This window comes from Rhizobacter sp. (genome assembly GCA_021153565.1).
In the GTDB taxonomy this organism is placed as follows: domain Bacteria; phylum Pseudomonadota; class Gammaproteobacteria; order Burkholderiales; family Burkholderiaceae_C; genus Albitalea.
In genome coordinates this window covers 1-17,123 of the sequence record JAJKJU010000220.1, presented here as the reverse complement: position 1 = coordinate 17,123, position 17,123 = coordinate 1, and the positions used below count along the sequence as shown (strand labels likewise).

Genomic DNA, 17,123 nt, shown 5'->3' with positions numbered 1-17,123 from the left:
CGCTGACGATGTTGAGGTCCTTGCCCTTGTAGTGGCCCGGCAGGATGGTGCCGCCGTAGACATAGATGGCCGGCACGTTGGCGCGCAGCATGCCCATCAGGCCGCCCGGCATGTTCTTGTCGCAGCCGCCGATGACGATGACACCGTCCATCCACTGGCCGCCGACACAGGTCTCGACGCAATCGGAAATCACCTCGCGCGACACGAGCGAGTACTTCATGCCTTCGGTGCCCATGGCCATGCCGTCGCTGATGGTGGGCGTGCCGAACAACTGCGGATTGGCTCCCGCCTCCTTGATGCCCTCGACAGCTGCGTCGGCCAACTTCTGCAAGCCCGAGTTGCACGGCGTGATGGTCGAGTGGCCGTTGGCAACGCCGACCATGGGTTTGCTGAAGTCGGCCTGTTCGTAACCCATGCCGTAATACATGGAACGATTGGGCGCGCGGGCGACGCCTTCGGTGATGTTCTTCGAGCGGCGATTGAAGCTCATGATGATCTCTCGGGTGAGAGGCTGAGAGTATTTCGAGCGTGTTCGAGCAGCACGTCAAAAGGCGCCTGATCTAGGCGCAAAGCGCAGCCATAGCAGGGCTATGGCGAGCATTTGCAACGACGAGCAGGGGGCTTTTGGCGTGATGAGCGGGCATGATCGAAATACTCTCAGCCTCTGAGACTAAAAGGCAGCCTGTGATGATATCCGGCCCCCTTATCATCGCGCCTCAACACTGAAGCCCACGACGCATGCTCGTCCATCCGAAGTTCAACCCCGTCGCCCTGCAGATCGGCCCCGTCGCAATCCACTGGTACGGCATCACCTACCTTGTCGCCTTCGGCCTCTTTCTGTGGCTGGCATCGCTGCGGGTGAAGCAGCCGCAGTTCGCGTCGCGCGGATGGACCCGGCGCGACGTCGAGGACCTGCTGTTCTTCGGCGTGCTGGGCGTGGTGATCGGGGGGCGGCTCGGCTACGTGATCTTTTACAAGCCGCACTACTACTTGCAACACCTGCTCGAAGTCTTCATGGTCTGGAAGGGTGGCATGTCGTTCCACGGCGGACTGCTTGGCGTGATCGTGGCCATGGGTTTGTTCGGATACTTTCGCAAGCGGCACTTTCTCGAAGTCACGGACCTGATCGCGCCCTGCGTGCCGACGGGGCTTGCGTCGGGGCGCATCGGAAACTTCATCAACGGCGAGTTGTGGGGGCGTGCGGCAGACGCCACCCTGCCGTGGGCGATGCAATTTCCGCCCGACCCGACGCCGCGCCATCCCTCGCCGCTCTATCAATTCGCCCTCGAAGGCCTGTTGCTCTTCGTATTGCTGTGGCTGTACTCGCGCAAGCCGCGCAAGCTCGGCCAAGTCTCGGGCGCGTTTCTCGTGGGCTACGGCATCTTCCGCTTCATCGCCGAGTACTTCCGCGAACCCGACGATTTCCTAGGGCTGCTCGCTCTCAACATGAGCATGGGTCAGTGGCTTTGCGTGCCGATGGTGCTCGCGGGCATCGCGATGTGGGTGTGGGCCACCCAACGTGAACCCTCCGCGGGGGGCGTGGCCGCATGAGACAGATTTTCCTGGACACGGAAACCACTGGCTTGAGCCCAGAGTCTGGTGACCGCGTCATCGAAATCGGCTGCGTGGAGATGGTCAACCGCCGCCTCTCGGGGCGCAACCTCCACTTCTACCTGAACCCCGAGCGCGCCAACAGCGAAGACGCGGTAAAGGTGCACGGACTGACCGATGAGTTCCTCGCTGACAAGCCGTTGTTCGCGGCCGTTGTCGATGAATTCATCGAATACGTGTCGGGCGCGGAAATCGTCATCCACAACGCGGCCTTCGACGTGGGATTCCTCAACGAAGAGTTGCGACGTGTGGGGCGTCCGAAGTTCCCCGAATTCGTGAGCGGTGTGAGCGACAGCCTCACCATGGCGCGCGAAATGTTCCCGGGCAAGTCGAATTCGCTCGATGCGCTGTGCAAGCGGCTGGAGGTCGACAACTCGAACCGTTCGCTGCACGGCGCGTTGCTCGACGCAGGGCTGCTGGCCGAGGTCTACATCAACATGACGCGCGGGCAGAACTCGCTGGTCATCGATGCGAACGAAGGTGCAAGCGGTGAGATCGCCATCGCGGCGATCGACTTCAGCGCCTTCACCTTGCCGGTACTTCTCGCCACCGAGGAAGAGGCCGCCGCCCACACCGGCTTGCTCGGCGAACTCGACAAAGCCTCAGGCGGCAAGACGATCTGGCGAACCGTTATGGCATAATCCAAGGCTTTTCCGGCCGCGTGAATTCTTATCAAGAGTCACCCCGGCACACCGCATTCGGGTGGTTAGCTCAGCGGTAGAGCACTGCCTTCACACGGCAGGGGTCACAGGTTCAAACCCTGTACCACCCACCAATCTGCAAAGCCTGCTCGTTTCACCGACGGCAGGCTTTTCTAATTTCTGCGTGGCGCTCGACACGATCTTGCTGAAATACTTCTGGGGGTCAGCCCACGATCAGCGGCCCTCGGTTAAAAAGCAACTTCCGCACAAGGAGGTGTGGGGCGCCAAGGCGCATAAGTCAAGCCCTCACACCGACCAAATTCCTCCGATGACTTCCCAGCGCTTGCACGTTCCGCCGCTCAAAACGGCGGCGCTCATCTCACTCGCCGTGCTCGGCCTGGTTTACGCCTGGTTCTGGACGGTCATCTCGCATCGCATTGCAGGCCAGCCGTATTCTGGTTTTGCCAGCGTCTTCGTGACGGGCTGCGGCGATTTCGAGCACTTCTATCACGGCGCCCGCGCCATGCGCGACGGCACCGATCTCTACACCTCCGGCGTGCGCGGTTATATCTACCCGCCATTCATCGCCTTCCTTTTCACACCGCTCACCTACTTTTCTGTGCAGACGGCGGCGTGGATCATGCTCGTGATCAACCTCGCCCTGGGCCTCGCCTGCGCGTGGGGCATGTCGGTCGAGGTGATGCGTCGACTGGACATGGACATCTCGTTCGACAGCGTGATCGTGACGGTTGCGATAACGACGCTGCTGTCTGCGACCAAACTGCGCAGCGAGTTCCAGATGTGGCAGACCAACATCCTGCTGATGACGGCCCTCGTGTACGCGCTGCGCTTTCTCGACGAGCGTCCGCGCTTGGCCGGCATGCTGCTGGGGCTGGCCTTCAACATCAAGTACCTGCCGATCGTCTTCCTGCCCTACCTGCTGATGCGCAGGCGTTTCGCGGCGGCCGCCTGGTTCGTGATCGGCATCCTGGCCTTCGCATTGGCGCCCGCACTCGTGTCGGGCTGGAATGAAAACCTGCATCACTGGGCGGTCGCGCTGTCGGGCATGGCGCACCTCGTCGGCATCACGACGACGGTCGCCGAGGTGGCGAACGTGGACCCGATCACCGCGGGCCACAGCATCTCGATCACAAGCGGGCTGTCACGAATCATGAGTGCTGATGCATCGCCGTCCCGAGCGCTGATATTGGCCGGGGGAATCGCCATCGCCACGGCGGTCGTGCTGTGGCGAATCTATTCCGACAAGTCCAAGCCGCTCTTTGCGTGGCCAAGCGCTACCGAGCAGACCGCGCAACCCTTTCGCGGAATGATCGCCCTCGAATGGGCTGCGCTCATGACCTTGGCCCTCGCCTTCAGCCCGCAGACCAATCCGCGCCACGCGAGCATGCTGCTGATGGCCTTCGCGCCGCTGGCGGCGATGCTTTGTTTCCCTAGGATTCGCTCGACCCGTTGGCCGGCGATGGCAGCGGCCGCGATCCTGTACTTCGGCATCGCCTTTCCGCCGAATACACCAGAGTTCCTCACGCAGCTCGTCTGGTGGCGCCATGTCGGCGGCGCGGGTTGGTGCATGTTGCTGATGCTGCCCTTCTACTTCGTCGCCGGTTTCGGCCACCTGGACGCGCTCGCAGGCCTGCGAAGGAGCGCCGAACCGCTCGTGCCACGCATGGCGATGGACCTGTCGGCGAAGTAGGAATCGGCTTCGAAACATTCTTCGGCGTGTGTTCCGGGGGCCGCTTGCCCTCCGCTGCGACCCCCGTTCGAAAACGGTCGAAGGTGAGGGTTTTCATGCGGCAGCCCAGTCAACGGTCGCCGCCCGACGCCTGCCCCGCCAGGAGCGCCATCAATTCCTCGCGGTTGATGTCGGACACGGCCCAATATGCCATCCCGCTTCTCACCTCATGCGCCACATTGAAGCCGCGCAGTGCAGAAACGCCGACCACCTTGTCATGCTCCGTCGTCGGCCAGACAAAGAGATTGATCACGTGCTGCCTTTGCCGATACACGAGCGCTGCCACCGGATGCCCGTCGACGTAGTCCACACGCCCGCCCAGCAATGTGGCCCCAGCCGGCCCCACGTCCTTCACTGGCGGTGCAAAGTCGAGCCTGGAAGACAGCCAGGGCTTGACGGTGTGCCGGTCGGAAGAGGCCACGTCGATGAGCCGGTTGGCGAGCGTGGCTCGCACGTGGCTGGCCACTGCCTCCTGCATCACGAGGTCATCGTGGCTGGGCCGAAGTAGCGTCGCTGTTGTCGCCCACGCAAGCAGCGCGGCGAAAGTGAGACCGGTCATCAGGGGGCGCATCCTCCACCACCTTGCCAAGGCGAGAGTCCGACCCGGCAGCGAATCGTGTCGCGACGCCGCCAATCCTTGACTCCCCAGGCGCTCGCGCAATGCACCGGGCACCTGGTGATAGTCGGCCTTCGCACGGACTGCCTCGCTCACGGCGCGCAAGGCCTCGACCTGCGAACGGAGCAGGTCGTCCTGCAACACAAACGACTCGATCTCCAGTTGTTGCTTCAAGTCCAATTCGCCATCGACGAAGGCGTTGACCTGTTGCGATGTCAGGCGTTCGGCGTTCATCGTTTCGCTCCGCGCTGTGGGGGCATCGGCACGGCGCGCAAGGCGGGACGTGCACCGGGTTGCAAGGCCTGCCGCAAGAGGCTGCGGGCGCGTGACAGACGTGACATGACGGTGCCGATGGGGACGTCGGCAATGCGTGCGATGTCCTTGTACGAAAGGTCCTCGAGTTCGCGCAGCACCAGCACTTCGCGGTAGTCGATGGGCAGTGCCGCAATGGCATTGTTGATTTGAGCGCGGTCGGCATTTCGTACGGCGATCTCATGCGGCTCATCGGAAGCGGGTGCGGCACTTTCTGTCGCACTCCCATCCTCATCGCCTGGCGCGACCAGATCGAATGGACGGTTGGTCTTCAACCATCCATAGCAGGTGTGCCGGACGATGGTGAGCCACCACGGGCGAAACTGCTCGCCGCGAAATCCGCTGAAGTAGCGCATTGCCCGCAGCCAAGCCTCTTGCACGACATCTTGCGCGTCGTGCTCGTTGCGCGTCAGCCAGCGCGCGAGGTTGTAGGCCGCGTCGAGATGCTGCAGGGCCAGACCCTCAAAGCGCTGGCGAGTCTCGTCGTCGTTCACGGACTTTCCTTCCTGCAAGGCATACCGTTTCGGCGGCAGATTTATTCCCGGATCTTTTGCGAGTGTGAGCGGAATAACCCGGGCGAGGCGGCGATATGACAGGCAAGGGCCCGATTCCGGGCTTGTCCGGAGACATTCATGTCGACCTTGGACCGAAGAGACTTCCTCAAACTCGCGGGGCTGGGAGGTGCTGTGTTCGCATCCGGCCTCTCAGCCTGCGCCAGCGCTTCAAGCGGAGGGGCCGCCGACGGAGACTTCTATTTCGTTCAGTTGTCGGACACGCATTGGGGTTTCGAGGGAGCTCCGAATCCGGACGCGCGTGGCACCTTGAAGAAGGCCGTCGCCACCGTCAACAGCCTGTCGGCCGCGCCCGACTTCATCGTTTTCACGGGCGATCTAACACACACCACGGACGACCCGAAGGAGCGCCGCAGCCGCATGGCGGAGTTTCGCGACATCCGGTGACAAGGGGGTGAGCATGCAAATCGATGCCAACCGGCGCCGCATGCTCGGAGCCGCAGCGGTACTTGGCTTTGGGGACGTGAGCAGGGTCGTTGCCGCTGACGAGCGGGTCATCCCTGTCGTCGCACGGAAGTTCATCTTCGTCCCCAACGAGATTTACCTCCGGCAAGGAGAGTCTGTGGTGCTCGAACTCACAGCGCCAGAGGTGACGATGGGCTTCAACGTGCCAGGGCTGGCTGCGCGAGCCGACATCGTCCCCGGCGTGGTGACACGGGTTCGGTTGACACCGTTGAAGCCCGGCCGCTTCCAGTTCAACTGCGATGTCTTTTGCGGCTCGGGCCACGAAGACATGGACGGGGTGATCGTTGTTGAGGCAGCGTAGGCCGCAGCGAGTGCGAGGTTCGGGCATGACAAAGCCGCATCGTGGCGCGGAGCATATGAGTCGGCTATCGCCCAAGGGCCCGATGCCCTGTATGTCGTGACGAGTGGCAAGGCCGGCGGAGATGAGATCTGGCGCCTGTCGGCCCGGTGAGCCTTCCGAACAATGTAAGGCCCTCTCTGCGAGACTATCTGGTGATACTGAGCAGACTTCGCCTCACCCCCGCGCTTGCTGTCTTTGTGCTGCACCACCACCAGATTTCGCTGGGCACCTTGCGTCGCGGCCAGCGTGACGGCCGCTACGTCAGCAGCCCTTCATGCTTCATCGCCGCCTGTACCGAGGGCCGCGCCTCCACGCGTGCGGCGTACGCGGTGAAGTTCGTGAACTCCGTGACATCAATGTTCAGCCGCCGGGTCCAGAAGGCCATCACATAGAGGTAGCAGTCGGCCACAGTGAACGTCGAGCCCATCACGAAATCCTTGCCCGCGAGTTAGCGGTTGATGTAGCCGAAGCGGTCGTTCAGCCTGGTCCGCACAACGGTTTTGGCCTCTTCGGGCATGGCGGGGTTGTAGATGACGCCGAACTGCTTGTGGACTTCGGTGGAGATGAAGTTCAGCCACTCCATCAGCCGATACCGTTCGATGGTGCCCGCGGGCGGTGCGAGATGGCGGTCGGGAACCTGGTCGGCGATCCACTGCACGATGGCCGGGCCTTCGGTCAAACGCGTGCCGTCGTCGAATTCGAGCAGCGGCACATAGCCCTTGGGGTTGATGCTGTAGTAGTCGGTGCCGTCGGCAAGCTTGTGCGTCTTGGTGCTGACAAGCACCAGCTCGAAGGGGAGGCCGGCTTCATGGAGGGCAATGTGCGGTGACAGCGAACACGCCCCGGGCGAGTAATAGAGCTTCATGAGATGTCTCCGTGAATTCCAGTTGAGCGATTGTGAAAGCAAGGCGAGAAACCCCGCTCGCCTGATGCGTACAGTAAGCAGCCGACGCTGATGATCACCTGACCCTCGGTTGGCGAATCACGACAGCCATCCGACCAGAACGGCAGGATGAATCTTCCACGACGCGAGGCCGGCCAGTCCCATGAGCATTCCGAAAATTGACGTGACGAGTGCGACTGCATACAGAGCCCACAACTGCGTCAGTGCGGTAACGGCCAGCAAGGCGATGGCGATGGCGAGCAAGGCGTCGGACAGGTCTAACTGGTCGTCTCGAAAGTTCAAGGCGTCGTAGTTGCTCTGGTCTTGGGCCGCTTGCGCGGAAAGCCGTTCCTTCTTCGTTTTCTGGTCAACGGCGATGGCCCGGTATTTCTCGATGGCGGCTCGGTATTGCGGCGCCGTCGCGGGAGTTTGCGAGAGGGCGGCGAGTTCGAGCTGTACCACCGTGGCGTCGGCGACTTCCTGGCGGATGTTGCGCGCTTGGTAATAAGCCCAGTGGTCGAGCTTGTCGGCTTGTGCTTGCTGCATGGCCTGCACGATGTTGTCGTCCTTCACTTTGCAAATGCCCATGAATGTGGCGAGGATCGCGACGCTTACCGCGGTCACGGCGTTGAGCCGTGCGCTCTTGCGGTCGGCTGCCTGTTGTGCGGTCTCGACGATGTCCTTGGGATCGATGTCCATGCGTGGCTTGGGCTTGTTGTGAGCAGGCGCGACTTTAGTCTCTTACGACTTCAGAGTTTTGCAGACTGGCGCGGAATCATGACGATGAAGTCAGGGGCGGGTCATAGCGGGACGATGGCGAATGTAGTCAGGCGCTCGATGGCCAGTCGGCCGGTGCGAGTGAGGTAGTAGCGGCAGGTGTTTGCCGCTCGTTTGAGCAGTCCGAGCACACGCAGGTGGTCAGCGCGCCAAGGGTCTATTGACCAAGACGGATTGCTCCAACCACTGAAAGAACTCGCTATCCCACGCTGGCCTATGTAGCCGAGCGGCAAATTGGACACGTTCGGATCGTTGTCATATAACTGATCCTGTCGGCATCGGAGCGCCACGCTGATGGCTGCTGCCGGCAAGGGAGAGAATAATGACGACGCGTATCGCGAGGACGTCGCGGGCAGGACCGTCACGTCAAAATGTCGTGCCCCATTGGGCAGACGTGTGAACTGTCCTGCCACCACCGCCAACGACGATGCAGGCCCAGCACCGGACCTCCTTGCGCGAGCCTTCAGCGCCGCACCGAACGGTTTCGTGCTGGTAGACCGGCAAGGGCGAATCGTCGCGGCCAATGCCGAAGTGCACCGCATGTTCGGCTACGCATCGGATGCGCTGACCGGACTCACGCTTGAAACACTGTTGCCCGGCGCCCTGCGCGAGTCGCACGTCGGACTGCGTACCGGATTCTTTGAACATCCCGAGCCGCGCTCCATGGGCGCTGGGCGAGTGCTCTACGCCCTGCGCGCTGATGGCCATGAGTTTCCCGTCGAGATCGGACTCAATCCACTGGCTGGGCCTCACGGCCCTTTGGTGCTGGCCTCGGTGGTCGATGTCAGCGAGCGCCTCGATCTGGAGTCAGCCTTCCGCGGTCTCTTCAACGCATCTCCCTATGGGATGCTCATCGTCGACGACGACGGCAACATTGCGTTGGCAAACCAAGTCGTTGCCGATGTGCTGGGCCACACTCCGGCTGCTTTGCAGGAGCGGCCGCTGCATACCTTGTTGCCCGAGCGCTATCGCCCCGGCCACGCTGCCTTGATGGCCGGGTACCGCAAGATCGGTGAGGCGCGGATGATGGGCCGTGGTCGAGACTTGACCGCCTTGCATGCCGACGGCACCGAGTTGCCGGTGGAGATCGGGCTGAGCCTAGTGCGCTGGCAGCGGCGGATGATGACGCTGGCAGTGGTCAGCGACATCAGCGTTCGCAAGCGGCTCGAGCTCGAGCTGCGCCAAGCCAACGAAAACCTGCAGGAGTTCTCCTATGTGGCGTCGCACGACTTGCGCTCGCCTTTGCGGGGCATCGCGGATCTCGTCGAGTGGATCCAGGGCGATCTGGGTGAGGAAGCTCCACTGGAGGTCACACGCAATCTTGGTCGAATCACCCAGCGAATCCAACGCATGGAGCGGCTCATCGACGACCTTCTCAGCTATGCACGCGCCGGTCGTGCTGCCACCGAGCACACGCGGATCGATCTTGACGCTCTCGTCAGAGGAATCCTGGAGATCCAGCCCGTGCCTGCGGGGTTTTCGGTCGCTACCGACCTCGCGGTCCCAGCGTTTCTCGCTACACGCACTCCGCTGGAGACGGCCCTTCGCAACCTTTTAAGCAATGCGGTCAAACACCACGATCTGCCAAGTGGCCGACTCAGCGTCGCCGCCTGCATCGACGACAGCTTCTGCCGCATCAGTGTGACCGACGATGGCCCTGGTGTGCCTGCGGCCGCGCGAGAGCGTATTTTCAAGCTTTTCCAGACGCTCACGGCTTCCGAGCGCGGTGGATCTGGGATCGGGCTGGCATTGACCAAGCGGCTGGTCGAAGTTCACGGCGGCCGCATCGAGGTGATATCGCCAGTGAGAGAGGGCCGCGGAGCATGTTTCCGCTTCTGGTGGCCGCGCTTTCCAAGGAGAACCAGCGATGAATAATGCCTTGACCATCCTGCTTGTCGAAGATGACGACGTGGCCGCAGAGTCCGTGATGCGAAGCCTGGCCAAGACGAGTGTGCCGTTTCCGGTCGTCTGGGCCGAAGACGGACTCGCAGCGCTGGAGATTCTGCGTGGTCAAGACACCGCGCGGCACATTCACCGCCCGCTCGTGATCTTGCTGGACCTGAACATGCCGCGCATGAACGGGTTCGAGTTCCTGCAGCAGCTGCGCGCAGACCCTGATATCCGCGACGAGGTCGTATTCGTGTTGACCACGTCCGATGCCGATGCGGACCGCACGCGCGCCTATCACGAGCAGATCGCGGGGTACATGGTCAAGTCGGCGGTTGGTCCGCAGTTCGCCAAGTTGGCGCAGTTGTTGCTCAGCTATGCGTCAGCAGTCAGATTGCCCTGATGCTTGGCCTTGCGATGCACGCCGCCCTGCCACACATGTCGGTCTTGGTGGTCGACGACGATGACGTCGACCGCGAACGTGTGCTGCGCATCCTGCGCCATGCGCCGTTCGACGTTGATGCGACCGAAGCGACGTCCGGAGCCCAGGCACTTGAATTCGTCAAAGACAGGTCATTCGATTTCATCGTGCTGGACAACCAACTTGGCGACGTGCTCGGTACGGAGATATTGCCGGTGCTCATGCGTGGCTCGCTGCAAGCCTGTCCGGTGATCATGGTCACCGGGGAGGGAGATGAACAACTCGCAGTGCGGGCGATGCAGCAAGGCGCCGCAGACTACGTGCCCAAGCGGTACATGAGCGCTGATGTCATGCTCCACTCGGTCCGCCACAGCCTGGAGCAGCATCGCTTGCGCGAAGAATTGGCGCGCGCTCACCGGCAACTGGAGCATCACGTCCGTGAACAAAAACGCACGATCGAACAGCGCGAGCGCGATCTGAAGTCCATCCTCGACCACATGCCGGCCCTGATTGGCTACTGGGATACGACGCTGCACAACCGTTTCGGCAATCGTGCTCACCAAGAGTGGTACGGGTTGTCCAGTGAACGCATGCCGGGCATGCACCTGCGCGAGGTTGCCGGAGAGACTGGTTGGCGCGTCGTCGAGCCATACGTCGAGGCTGCACTGGGCGGGCGCGAACAGAAGTTCGAATACACCATCCCATTGCAAGGTGGTCAGGCGATGCGTTACGGCGAGGCACATTTGATTCCCGACTGGGGGTCAAGTGGCAGCATCGACGGCTTCTATTCCTTCGTGACCGACGTGACCGCTGTCAAGCAAGCCCAGGCTCGCGCCAGCGAACTCGCAGCGTTCAATGAGGCCGTGATCCAATCGTCGCCCGTGGGCATCGCCGTCTACGACGCTGATGGCCGCTGCATGCTGGCCAATGCAGCATTGGCGGCCGCTGTAACCACCAGTCAAGCGGCGTTGCTGAAGCAAGATTTCCGAGCCCTGTCGTGGTGGCGCGAGTCCGGACTTACCAAGAACGCCGAAGCCGCTCTCGTCGACGGTTGCCCGCGTCGCTGTGAGGCGCATGTGGCTGGATGTTCAGATCGGCAAGCGTGGCTTGAATGTGCCCTGGTTGCCATTGATCGCCAGGGCGTCCGCTGCTTGTTGCTGATCGCGCATGACGTCACAGCTGACCGCGCCGCAAAGGCTGAACTCGCCACTGCACGGGACGGGGCAAACGCGGCGGCGCAGGCCAAGGGCAATTTTGTGGCCAACATGAGCCACGAGATCCGCACACCCATGAACGCCATCGTCGGGTTGTCGCGGCTGGCGCTGGAGGACGACTTGCCCCCACGTGCGCGCGACTACGTCGACAAAGTGCACAGTTCCGCCTTGGCCTTGATGGGCATTCTTGACGATGTACTGGACTACTCGAAGATCGAGGCCGGGCAGTTGCGATTCGAGTCGGTTCAATTTGACCTTGACGATCTGCTGCAGCGCGTAGCGGACCTATTCGCGGCGCGCACCGAGCAAAAGGGGCTCGAGTTCGTGTTCGACGTGTTGCCGCAGGTCCCGACTCGCCTGGTCGGAGATCCCTTGCGACTGTCCCAGGTGCTGTGCAATCTTGTAGGCAACGCCGTCAAGTTCACGGAGCAGGGCGAGATCCTTGTCACCGTGACTCTCGTCGAACTTCGCAGCGCGTCGGTCTGCCGATTGCAGTTCTCGGTGCACGACACCGGTGTTGGCATCGCGCCCGACAGCAAGCCAGGCCTGTTCGACGCTTTCACGCAGGCCGACAGTTCAATCACACGACGCTTCGGCGGTTCGGGCTTGGGCTTGGCCATCTGCAAGCGTCTGGTCGAACAGATGGACGGTGAGATCGATGTCTACAGCACGCCGGGTGGCGGCAGCGAATTCAGTTTCACCGCCGAGCTCGGCGTTGCCGAGTCGGGCAGCTCAATTGGCGAACGAAGCGAGGTTGCCAGCTTGCAGGTCCTGGTGGTCGATGACAACCGGACGTGCCGGCGCGCGTTGGCCAACGCGCTGCAATCGCTCGGGATACACAGCCGCACCGCCCAAGGCGGTGCGGCGGCGCTCAGGCACCTCGAACGCGCATATCGGCAAGAGCGGCCGTTCGATGCGGTGCTGCTGGACTCCAAAATGCCAGGAATGAACGGCCAGCACACGCTCGGTCGCATGCAGGAGCAGGCGAATCGGCACGGTTGGCATCCGGTCCCGGTCATCATGATGGGGACCAAGGGAGAATGCGGGCCGAGGATGACATCGGCGGGTGATATCCACCCGTTTCATGTCCTGACCAAGCCTGTGTCGCACACGCAGTTGCTGAATGTCTTGTTGAGGCTGCATCGCGGGCAAGCAGCAGGCGCGTCGACCGGTGATGTGTCAATCATGGAGCAACTGCGCACACGGGCCTGCCCCCTCCGTGGGGCACGGGTTCTGGTGGTTGAAGACAATGTCGTGAATCAGCTTGTTGCGGGCGAACTGCTCAAGCTCCTTGGCGTGGAGGTCACTGTCGTGGATGATGGCCTCGACGCCCTGCAAGCCGTACGCGACGGTGAGGCCGGCTGCTTCGATGCGGTGCTGATGGATCTGCATATGCCGCGTATGGATGGCTTCGAGGCCACACGGCGAATTCAGGCCATGCCGCACGCCTCGTCGATTCCTGTGATTGCCATGTCGGCGGCGGTGCTGCCCGAGGATCGTGCGCAATCATTTGCCGCCGGCATGGTGGACCATATTGCCAAACCCATCGTGGCCGAGCACTTGCTGGAAGTGCTGCTCAAGTGGCTGAAGCCAGGTAAAACGCCTCCTTGAATACTTGTATCGCAAGTCGTGAATGGCAATGATCATGCAAAAATCCCGCCCTTGCTGCGCCACAAGGCGCGGCCAACGTACGAGGTGTTGCGGTGGATTTGAAGGTACCCATAGTGATTCACGACGAGCTCGCCGAGCGCGTCATCGATTCGACCGGTTTGCTTGATCTGGCAAGCGGCGAGATCCGGAACGTCCAGTACGAGGACTACGACGCCAAGGTGCTCGGCCTGCCGGCCGAGGACGAGGAATATGAGTTCACCTGCGGAACCTTGTCCAACGAGGGCAAGGACGTGGAGTTTCGCGTGGAAGTCGACATCTTCAGCGGACGGTATTCGGTGAGCCCGAACGAACTGCTCGAAATCAAGATTCGCGCAGCGAAGCTCTTCGCTGGCATAGAGGGCGCAGATCTGTTGGCCAATGCGACGGCGACGCCCGCCAAAAAGAAGGCCGCAGCTGGCGGCAAGCCGGAGGCCAAGCCGAAGACCGCGCCAAAGAAGAGGTTTCATTGACGCGTCGTCAAGCGATTTCACGATGAGGCCGGCGTACCAGAAGTTCGACCTGCACGTTCGACCCAGCGCGATCGACGGGCAGGGCGCATTTGCCGCCGAGCCCATTCCAGCCCGCCGAAAAATCGGTGAGATCCGCGGGCAGTCGATGAGCGTGGACGATGCGCGGATCCGCGCGACGCGTTACGAACGAATCATGATCGTCGAGGTGTCGCAACGCCGCGCGATCGATTTTTCGAAGTCATCCGATCCACTTCGCTACACCAACCACTCGTGCGCGCCGAATGCGCGGTTTTGCATTCGCCAGCGGCGCGTCGAATTCCATGCGCTGCGCGAAATTGCCGTGGGCGAAGAGATCACCGTGAACTATGGCGAGACGCATCACGAAGGTATGCTTGCCTGCCGATGCGGCGCGCCTGGCTGCATCGGCAGCCTCTGACAGCCTTTAAGCTCACAGACCCTGACCAAGCCCTGACCGTAGGCGGTATGCTGTTGTGGTTGATACGGACATGGATGGTGGCGAGTCCGTAGCACACTGCAAGACGGTATAAAAACGCGGCATCAGGAGACGTCCATGGGCGGAAAACCACTCTACAAATCCCTCTACTTCCAGGTCATCACGGCCATTGTCATTGGCGTGCTGGTTGGCTACTTCGCACCTGCCACAGGGGAGGCGATGAAACCCTTGGGTGATGGGTTCATCAAGCTCATCAAGATGATCATCGCGCCGATCATCTTTTGCACGGTTGTCGTCGGCATTGCCGGCATGGAAGACATGAAGAAGGTCGGCAAGACAGGCGGCCTCGCTCTCTTGTACTTCGAGATCGTGAGCAGCCTCGCGCTTGTCGTGGGCCTCGTCATCATCAACGTGCTCCAGCCCGGTGTCGGCATGAACATCGACCCGAAATCGTTGGACACCAAGGGCATTGCGGCCTATACCGGGCCGGGCAAGATGCAGAGCACGGTCGAATTCCTGCTCAACATCATTCCGAGCACGGTGTTCGATGCTTTCGCCAAGGGCGAAATCCTCCAGGTGCTGTTGTTCGCGGTCATGTTCGGCTTCGCGCTGCACCGCTTCGGGGGGCGCGGCACGCTGGTGTTCGACTTCATTGAGAAGTCCTCGCACGTGCTCTTCTCGATCGTCGGCATCATCATGAAAGTCGCACCCATCTGCGCGTTCGGCGCGATGGCTTTCACCATCGGCAAGTACGGTCTCGGCTCGCTCTTGTCTCTGGGCAAGCTGATGGGCTCGTTCTACGCCACGTGCCTCGTGTTCATCTTTGTGGTGCTGGGGCTCATCGCGAAGGCACATGGCTTCTCGGTATGGAAGCTCATCAAGTACATCAAGGAAGAACTGCTGATCGTGTTGGGCACTTCTTCTTCCGAATCGGTGCTGCCGCGCATGATGGTGAAGATGGAAAACCTGGGTGCCCGCAAGTCGGTGGTGGGCCTCGTGATTCCCACGGGCTACTCGTTCAACCTTGATGGCACGTCCATCTATCTCACCATGGCCGCGGTGTTCATCGCGCAGGCCACCAACACTCCGATGACCCTGATGCAGCAGCTCACCTTGCTGGCTGTGCTGCTGCTGACTTCGAAGGGCGCAGCGGGCGTGACGGGCAGCGGGTTCATCGTGCTGGCAGCCACGTTGTCGGCGGTGGGCGGTGTGCCAGTGGCAGGGCTCGCACTCATCCTTGGCATCGATCGCTTCATGTCGGAAGCTCGCGCGCTCACGAACCTCGTCGGCAATGCCGTGGCCACGCTCGTTGTTGCGAAATGGACGGGTGATCTGGACGCCGGGCGGATGCGCAGGCAGCTCAACGGTGAGACCGATGTGGCGGCGCAGGAGCCTGAGGTATTGCTCGACGATAAGACGGTCACGATGCCAACGAGACCGGAGATTGTGAAGACGGGGACCTGATGCTTGTCACCCCCGGTCTGCGCCGGGGTTAGAGGCTGAGAGTATTTCGAGCGTGTCCGAGCAGCACGTGACGGGCAACGACATCGAAGCAAAGCAAACGCAAGTGAACGATGTAGCCAATGGTGTCGGCAAGCGGTGTCGCCAAGTGGGGTTGCAATGATGTCGGCGGCGAGATCGGTCTAGACTGATCCGATGAATCGACGCCTCTTCGCTGTAGTACTGCTGGTCTTGCCACTCACCAGCTGTGCGCAGCCCGCCGACACCCTGTCCGATTGCATCTCGACCTTGCGACAGGAACTGCCGAGCAAGCTCAAGCCAGAGACTTTCGATACCCACACACGCAACGTGCAGGACCTGCGCCCCGTCATCGACAACGCGACGCGCAGCCAGCCTGAATTCCAGCTGCCGATCTGGGACTACCTCGCGCGCCGTACCGACGCCCAGCGCGTGGCGCAAGGACGCGATCTCTTGAAGAGCGAGGGCGCGGCGCTCGAGTCTATCCAGCATAAGCAGGGCGTCGATGCTGCGACCACCGTGGCCGTCTTCGGCGTCGAGACCGACTACGGACGCGTGAGGGGCGCTTACCCGGTGGTCGACGCGACGCTCAGCCGCGCATGCCTCAATCTCAAGAGCAGCGAGCGCAAGAATCACTTCTTCACCGCGCTGTGGCTGCTTCAAGAGGGCGTCGTGAAACCCGACGACTTCATGGGGTCGTGGGCGGGCGCTTTCGGCATGACCCAGTTCATGCCGGGCACCTTTGCCCGCTTCATGAGCGACGGCGACGGATTGGCGCAGGCCGACATCATCCACAGCGTGCCCGATGCCTTGGCAACGACAGCCCGCTACCTGCGTGGGCTCGGTTGGGCCGATGGCATTCCGTGGGCGGTCGAGGTGCGGGTGCCACCGTCGATCGCTCTGCAATGGAATGCGCTCGAAGGTGATCACGGCTGCCTCGCACAATCGCCCGCTATGGGCAAGTGCCGCAGCGTTGCGCAATGGGCGGTCGACGGCGTCACGCGCGTCGACGGCGAAGCGCTGGTGCAACCCAATTCGCTGCTGAGCTCGCTCGACCCGTCCACGAATGCCGCGCTGGTGATGCCGGCCGGTGCACCAGGTCCCGCGTGGCTGGTGACGCCGAATTACCAGGCGATCTGGCGCTACAACCGTGCCGATGCGTATGCACTGGCAATTGGTTTGTTATCCGACGCCTTGCGCGGCGGGCCGCTGCAGCGCACCGCTTGGCCCACCGACGATGCGGGGCTGTCGCGAGCGGAGTTTCGTGAATTGCAGGAAATGCTGTTGCGGCTGGGGCATTGTGATGTCGTCGTCGATGGCGCGACGGGGCCAAAGACGAGCGCGGCGATACGCGAGGAGGAGCGGCGGCTCGGCTGGGTCGAGACAGGGCGCGGCGGGCAGAAGATCTTTCAGGCCTTGGTGAAGAGCGCCAATGCGCCGCCGCTTACATGCGTTGCCGCTGTCGAGGCTTCGACAAGCCTCTGAGAGGCTGAGAGTATTTCGATCATGCCCGCTCATCACGCCAAAAGACCCCTGCTCGTCGTTGCAAATGCTCGCCATAGCCCGGGCTATGGCTGCGCT

16 protein-coding genes, 1 tRNA gene and 2 pseudogenes are annotated in these 17,123 nt (G+C 61.9%); 13 read left to right on the top strand and 6 right to left on the bottom strand.

Annotation, left to right across the window (positions count from 1 at the left end; all coding sequences use genetic code 11):
- Positions 1-490 (bottom strand): dihydroxy-acid dehydratase domain-containing protein (locus AC30NL_RS13810; protein ID WP_489464573.1); only part of this gene is annotated, 490 nt, incomplete at its 3' end.
- Positions 491-738: 248 nt separating this feature from the next.
- Between AC30NL_RS13810 and lgt the strand changes: the two genes are divergently transcribed.
- The 4 genes from lgt to AC30NL_RS13790 all read left to right on the top strand — a co-directional run bounded on the left by lgt (position 739) and on the right by AC30NL_RS13790 (position 3,963).
- Entirely contained in the window at positions 739-1,551 is an 813-nt protein-coding gene (gene lgt / locus AC30NL_RS13805) for a prolipoprotein diacylglyceryl transferase (RefSeq protein ID WP_489464572.1), read from the top strand.
- The gene (gene dnaQ / locus AC30NL_RS13800) at positions 1,548-2,252 is read left to right on the top strand and encodes a DNA polymerase III subunit epsilon (protein WP_489464571.1); all 705 of its coding nucleotides are present in this window, start codon (positions 1,548-1,550) and stop codon (positions 2,250-2,252) included. Before lgt ends, dnaQ begins: the two co-directional genes overlap by 4 nt.
- 59 nt (positions 2,253-2,311) lie before the next feature.
- A tRNA-Val gene (locus AC30NL_RS13795) sits at positions 2,312-2,386 on the top strand.
- A 194-nt stretch (positions 2,387-2,580) separates the two neighbouring features.
- The gene (locus AC30NL_RS13790) at positions 2,581-3,963 is read left to right on the top strand and encodes a glycosyltransferase family 87 protein (RefSeq protein WP_489464570.1); all 1,383 of its coding nucleotides are present in this window, start codon (positions 2,581-2,583) and stop codon (positions 3,961-3,963) included.
- Between the two features lie 109 nt (positions 3,964-4,072).
- On the opposite strand, the gene AC30NL_RS13785 is transcribed toward AC30NL_RS13790, so the two are convergent.
- Both AC30NL_RS13785 and AC30NL_RS13780 read right to left on the bottom strand, forming a co-directional pair.
- The gene (locus AC30NL_RS13785) at positions 4,073-4,852 is read right to left on the bottom strand and encodes an anti-sigma factor family protein (RefSeq protein ID WP_489464569.1); all 780 of its coding nucleotides are present in this window, start codon (positions 4,850-4,852) and stop codon (positions 4,073-4,075) included.
- Complete coding sequence (locus AC30NL_RS13780) at positions 4,849-5,424, bottom strand: sigma-70 family RNA polymerase sigma factor (RefSeq protein ID WP_489464568.1); 576 nt, start codon at positions 5,422-5,424, stop codon at positions 4,849-4,851. Before AC30NL_RS13780 ends, AC30NL_RS13785 begins: the two co-directional genes overlap by 4 nt.
- Before the next feature lie 138 nt (positions 5,425-5,562).
- Here AC30NL_RS13780 and AC30NL_RS13775 point away from each other — a divergent pair.
- Both AC30NL_RS13775 and AC30NL_RS13770 read left to right on the top strand, forming a co-directional pair.
- Positions 5,563-5,883 (top strand): annotated as a pseudogene (locus AC30NL_RS13775) (twin-arginine translocation signal domain-containing protein); the annotation flags it as partial.
- Between the two features lie 19 nt (positions 5,884-5,902).
- The gene (locus AC30NL_RS13770; protein ID WP_489464567.1) at positions 5,903-6,268 is read left to right on the top strand and encodes a cupredoxin domain-containing protein; all 366 of its coding nucleotides are present in this window, start codon (positions 5,903-5,905) and stop codon (positions 6,266-6,268) included.
- Between the two features lie 295 nt (positions 6,269-6,563).
- Here the strand turns inward: AC30NL_RS13770 and gstA are convergent.
- The 3 genes and pseudogenes from gstA to AC30NL_RS13755 form a co-directional block, all read right to left on the bottom strand.
- Positions 6,564-7,172 (bottom strand): annotated as a pseudogene (gstA, locus tag AC30NL_RS13765) (glutathione transferase GstA).
- Between the two features lie 117 nt (positions 7,173-7,289).
- Positions 7,290-7,889, bottom strand: a complete 600-nt coding sequence (locus tag AC30NL_RS13760; RefSeq protein ID WP_489464566.1) for a DUF4337 domain-containing protein — start codon at positions 7,887-7,889, stop codon at positions 7,290-7,292.
- A gap of 101 nt (positions 7,890-7,990) precedes the next feature.
- Positions 7,991-8,209 (bottom strand): hypothetical protein, encoded by a 219-nt coding sequence (locus AC30NL_RS13755; protein WP_489464565.1) that lies wholly within the window; start codon positions 8,207-8,209, stop codon positions 7,991-7,993.
- Between the two features lie 154 nt (positions 8,210-8,363).
- On the opposite strand from AC30NL_RS13755, the gene AC30NL_RS13750 reads away from it, so the two are divergent.
- The 7 genes from AC30NL_RS13750 (at position 8,364) to AC30NL_RS13720 (ending at position 17,027) form a co-directional block, all read left to right on the top strand.
- Positions 8,364-9,842 (top strand): sensor histidine kinase, encoded by a 1,479-nt coding sequence (locus tag AC30NL_RS13750; protein WP_489464564.1) that lies wholly within the window; start codon positions 8,364-8,366, stop codon positions 9,840-9,842.
- Positions 9,835-10,257, top strand: a complete 423-nt coding sequence (locus AC30NL_RS13745) for a response regulator (RefSeq protein WP_489464563.1) — start codon at positions 9,835-9,837, stop codon at positions 10,255-10,257. Before AC30NL_RS13750 ends, AC30NL_RS13745 begins: the two co-directional genes overlap by 8 nt.
- A gap of 35 nt (positions 10,258-10,292) precedes the next feature.
- Positions 10,293-13,100 (top strand): hybrid sensor histidine kinase/response regulator, encoded by a 2,808-nt coding sequence (locus AC30NL_RS13740; protein WP_489464562.1) that lies wholly within the window; start codon positions 10,293-10,295, stop codon positions 13,098-13,100.
- Positions 13,101-13,192: 92 nt separating this feature from the next.
- Positions 13,193-13,609: a hypothetical protein gene (locus AC30NL_RS13735; protein ID WP_489464561.1), complete on the top strand. Its 417-nt coding sequence runs from the start codon at positions 13,193-13,195 to the stop codon at positions 13,607-13,609.
- Between the two features lie 22 nt (positions 13,610-13,631).
- Complete coding sequence (locus tag AC30NL_RS13730) at positions 13,632-14,045, top strand: SET domain-containing protein (protein WP_489464560.1); 414 nt, start codon at positions 13,632-13,634, stop codon at positions 14,043-14,045.
- 135 nt (positions 14,046-14,180) lie between these two features.
- Positions 14,181-15,527 carry a dicarboxylate/amino acid:cation symporter gene (locus AC30NL_RS13725; RefSeq protein ID WP_489464559.1) on the top strand — a complete coding sequence of 449 codons (1,347 nt, stop codon included), beginning with the start codon at positions 14,181-14,183 and terminating at the stop codon, positions 15,525-15,527.
- A 192-nt stretch (positions 15,528-15,719) separates the two neighbouring features.
- Entirely contained in the window at positions 15,720-17,027 is a 1,308-nt protein-coding gene (locus AC30NL_RS13720) for a lytic murein transglycosylase (protein ID WP_489464558.1), read from the top strand.
- Positions 17,028-17,123 lie beyond the last annotated feature (96 nt).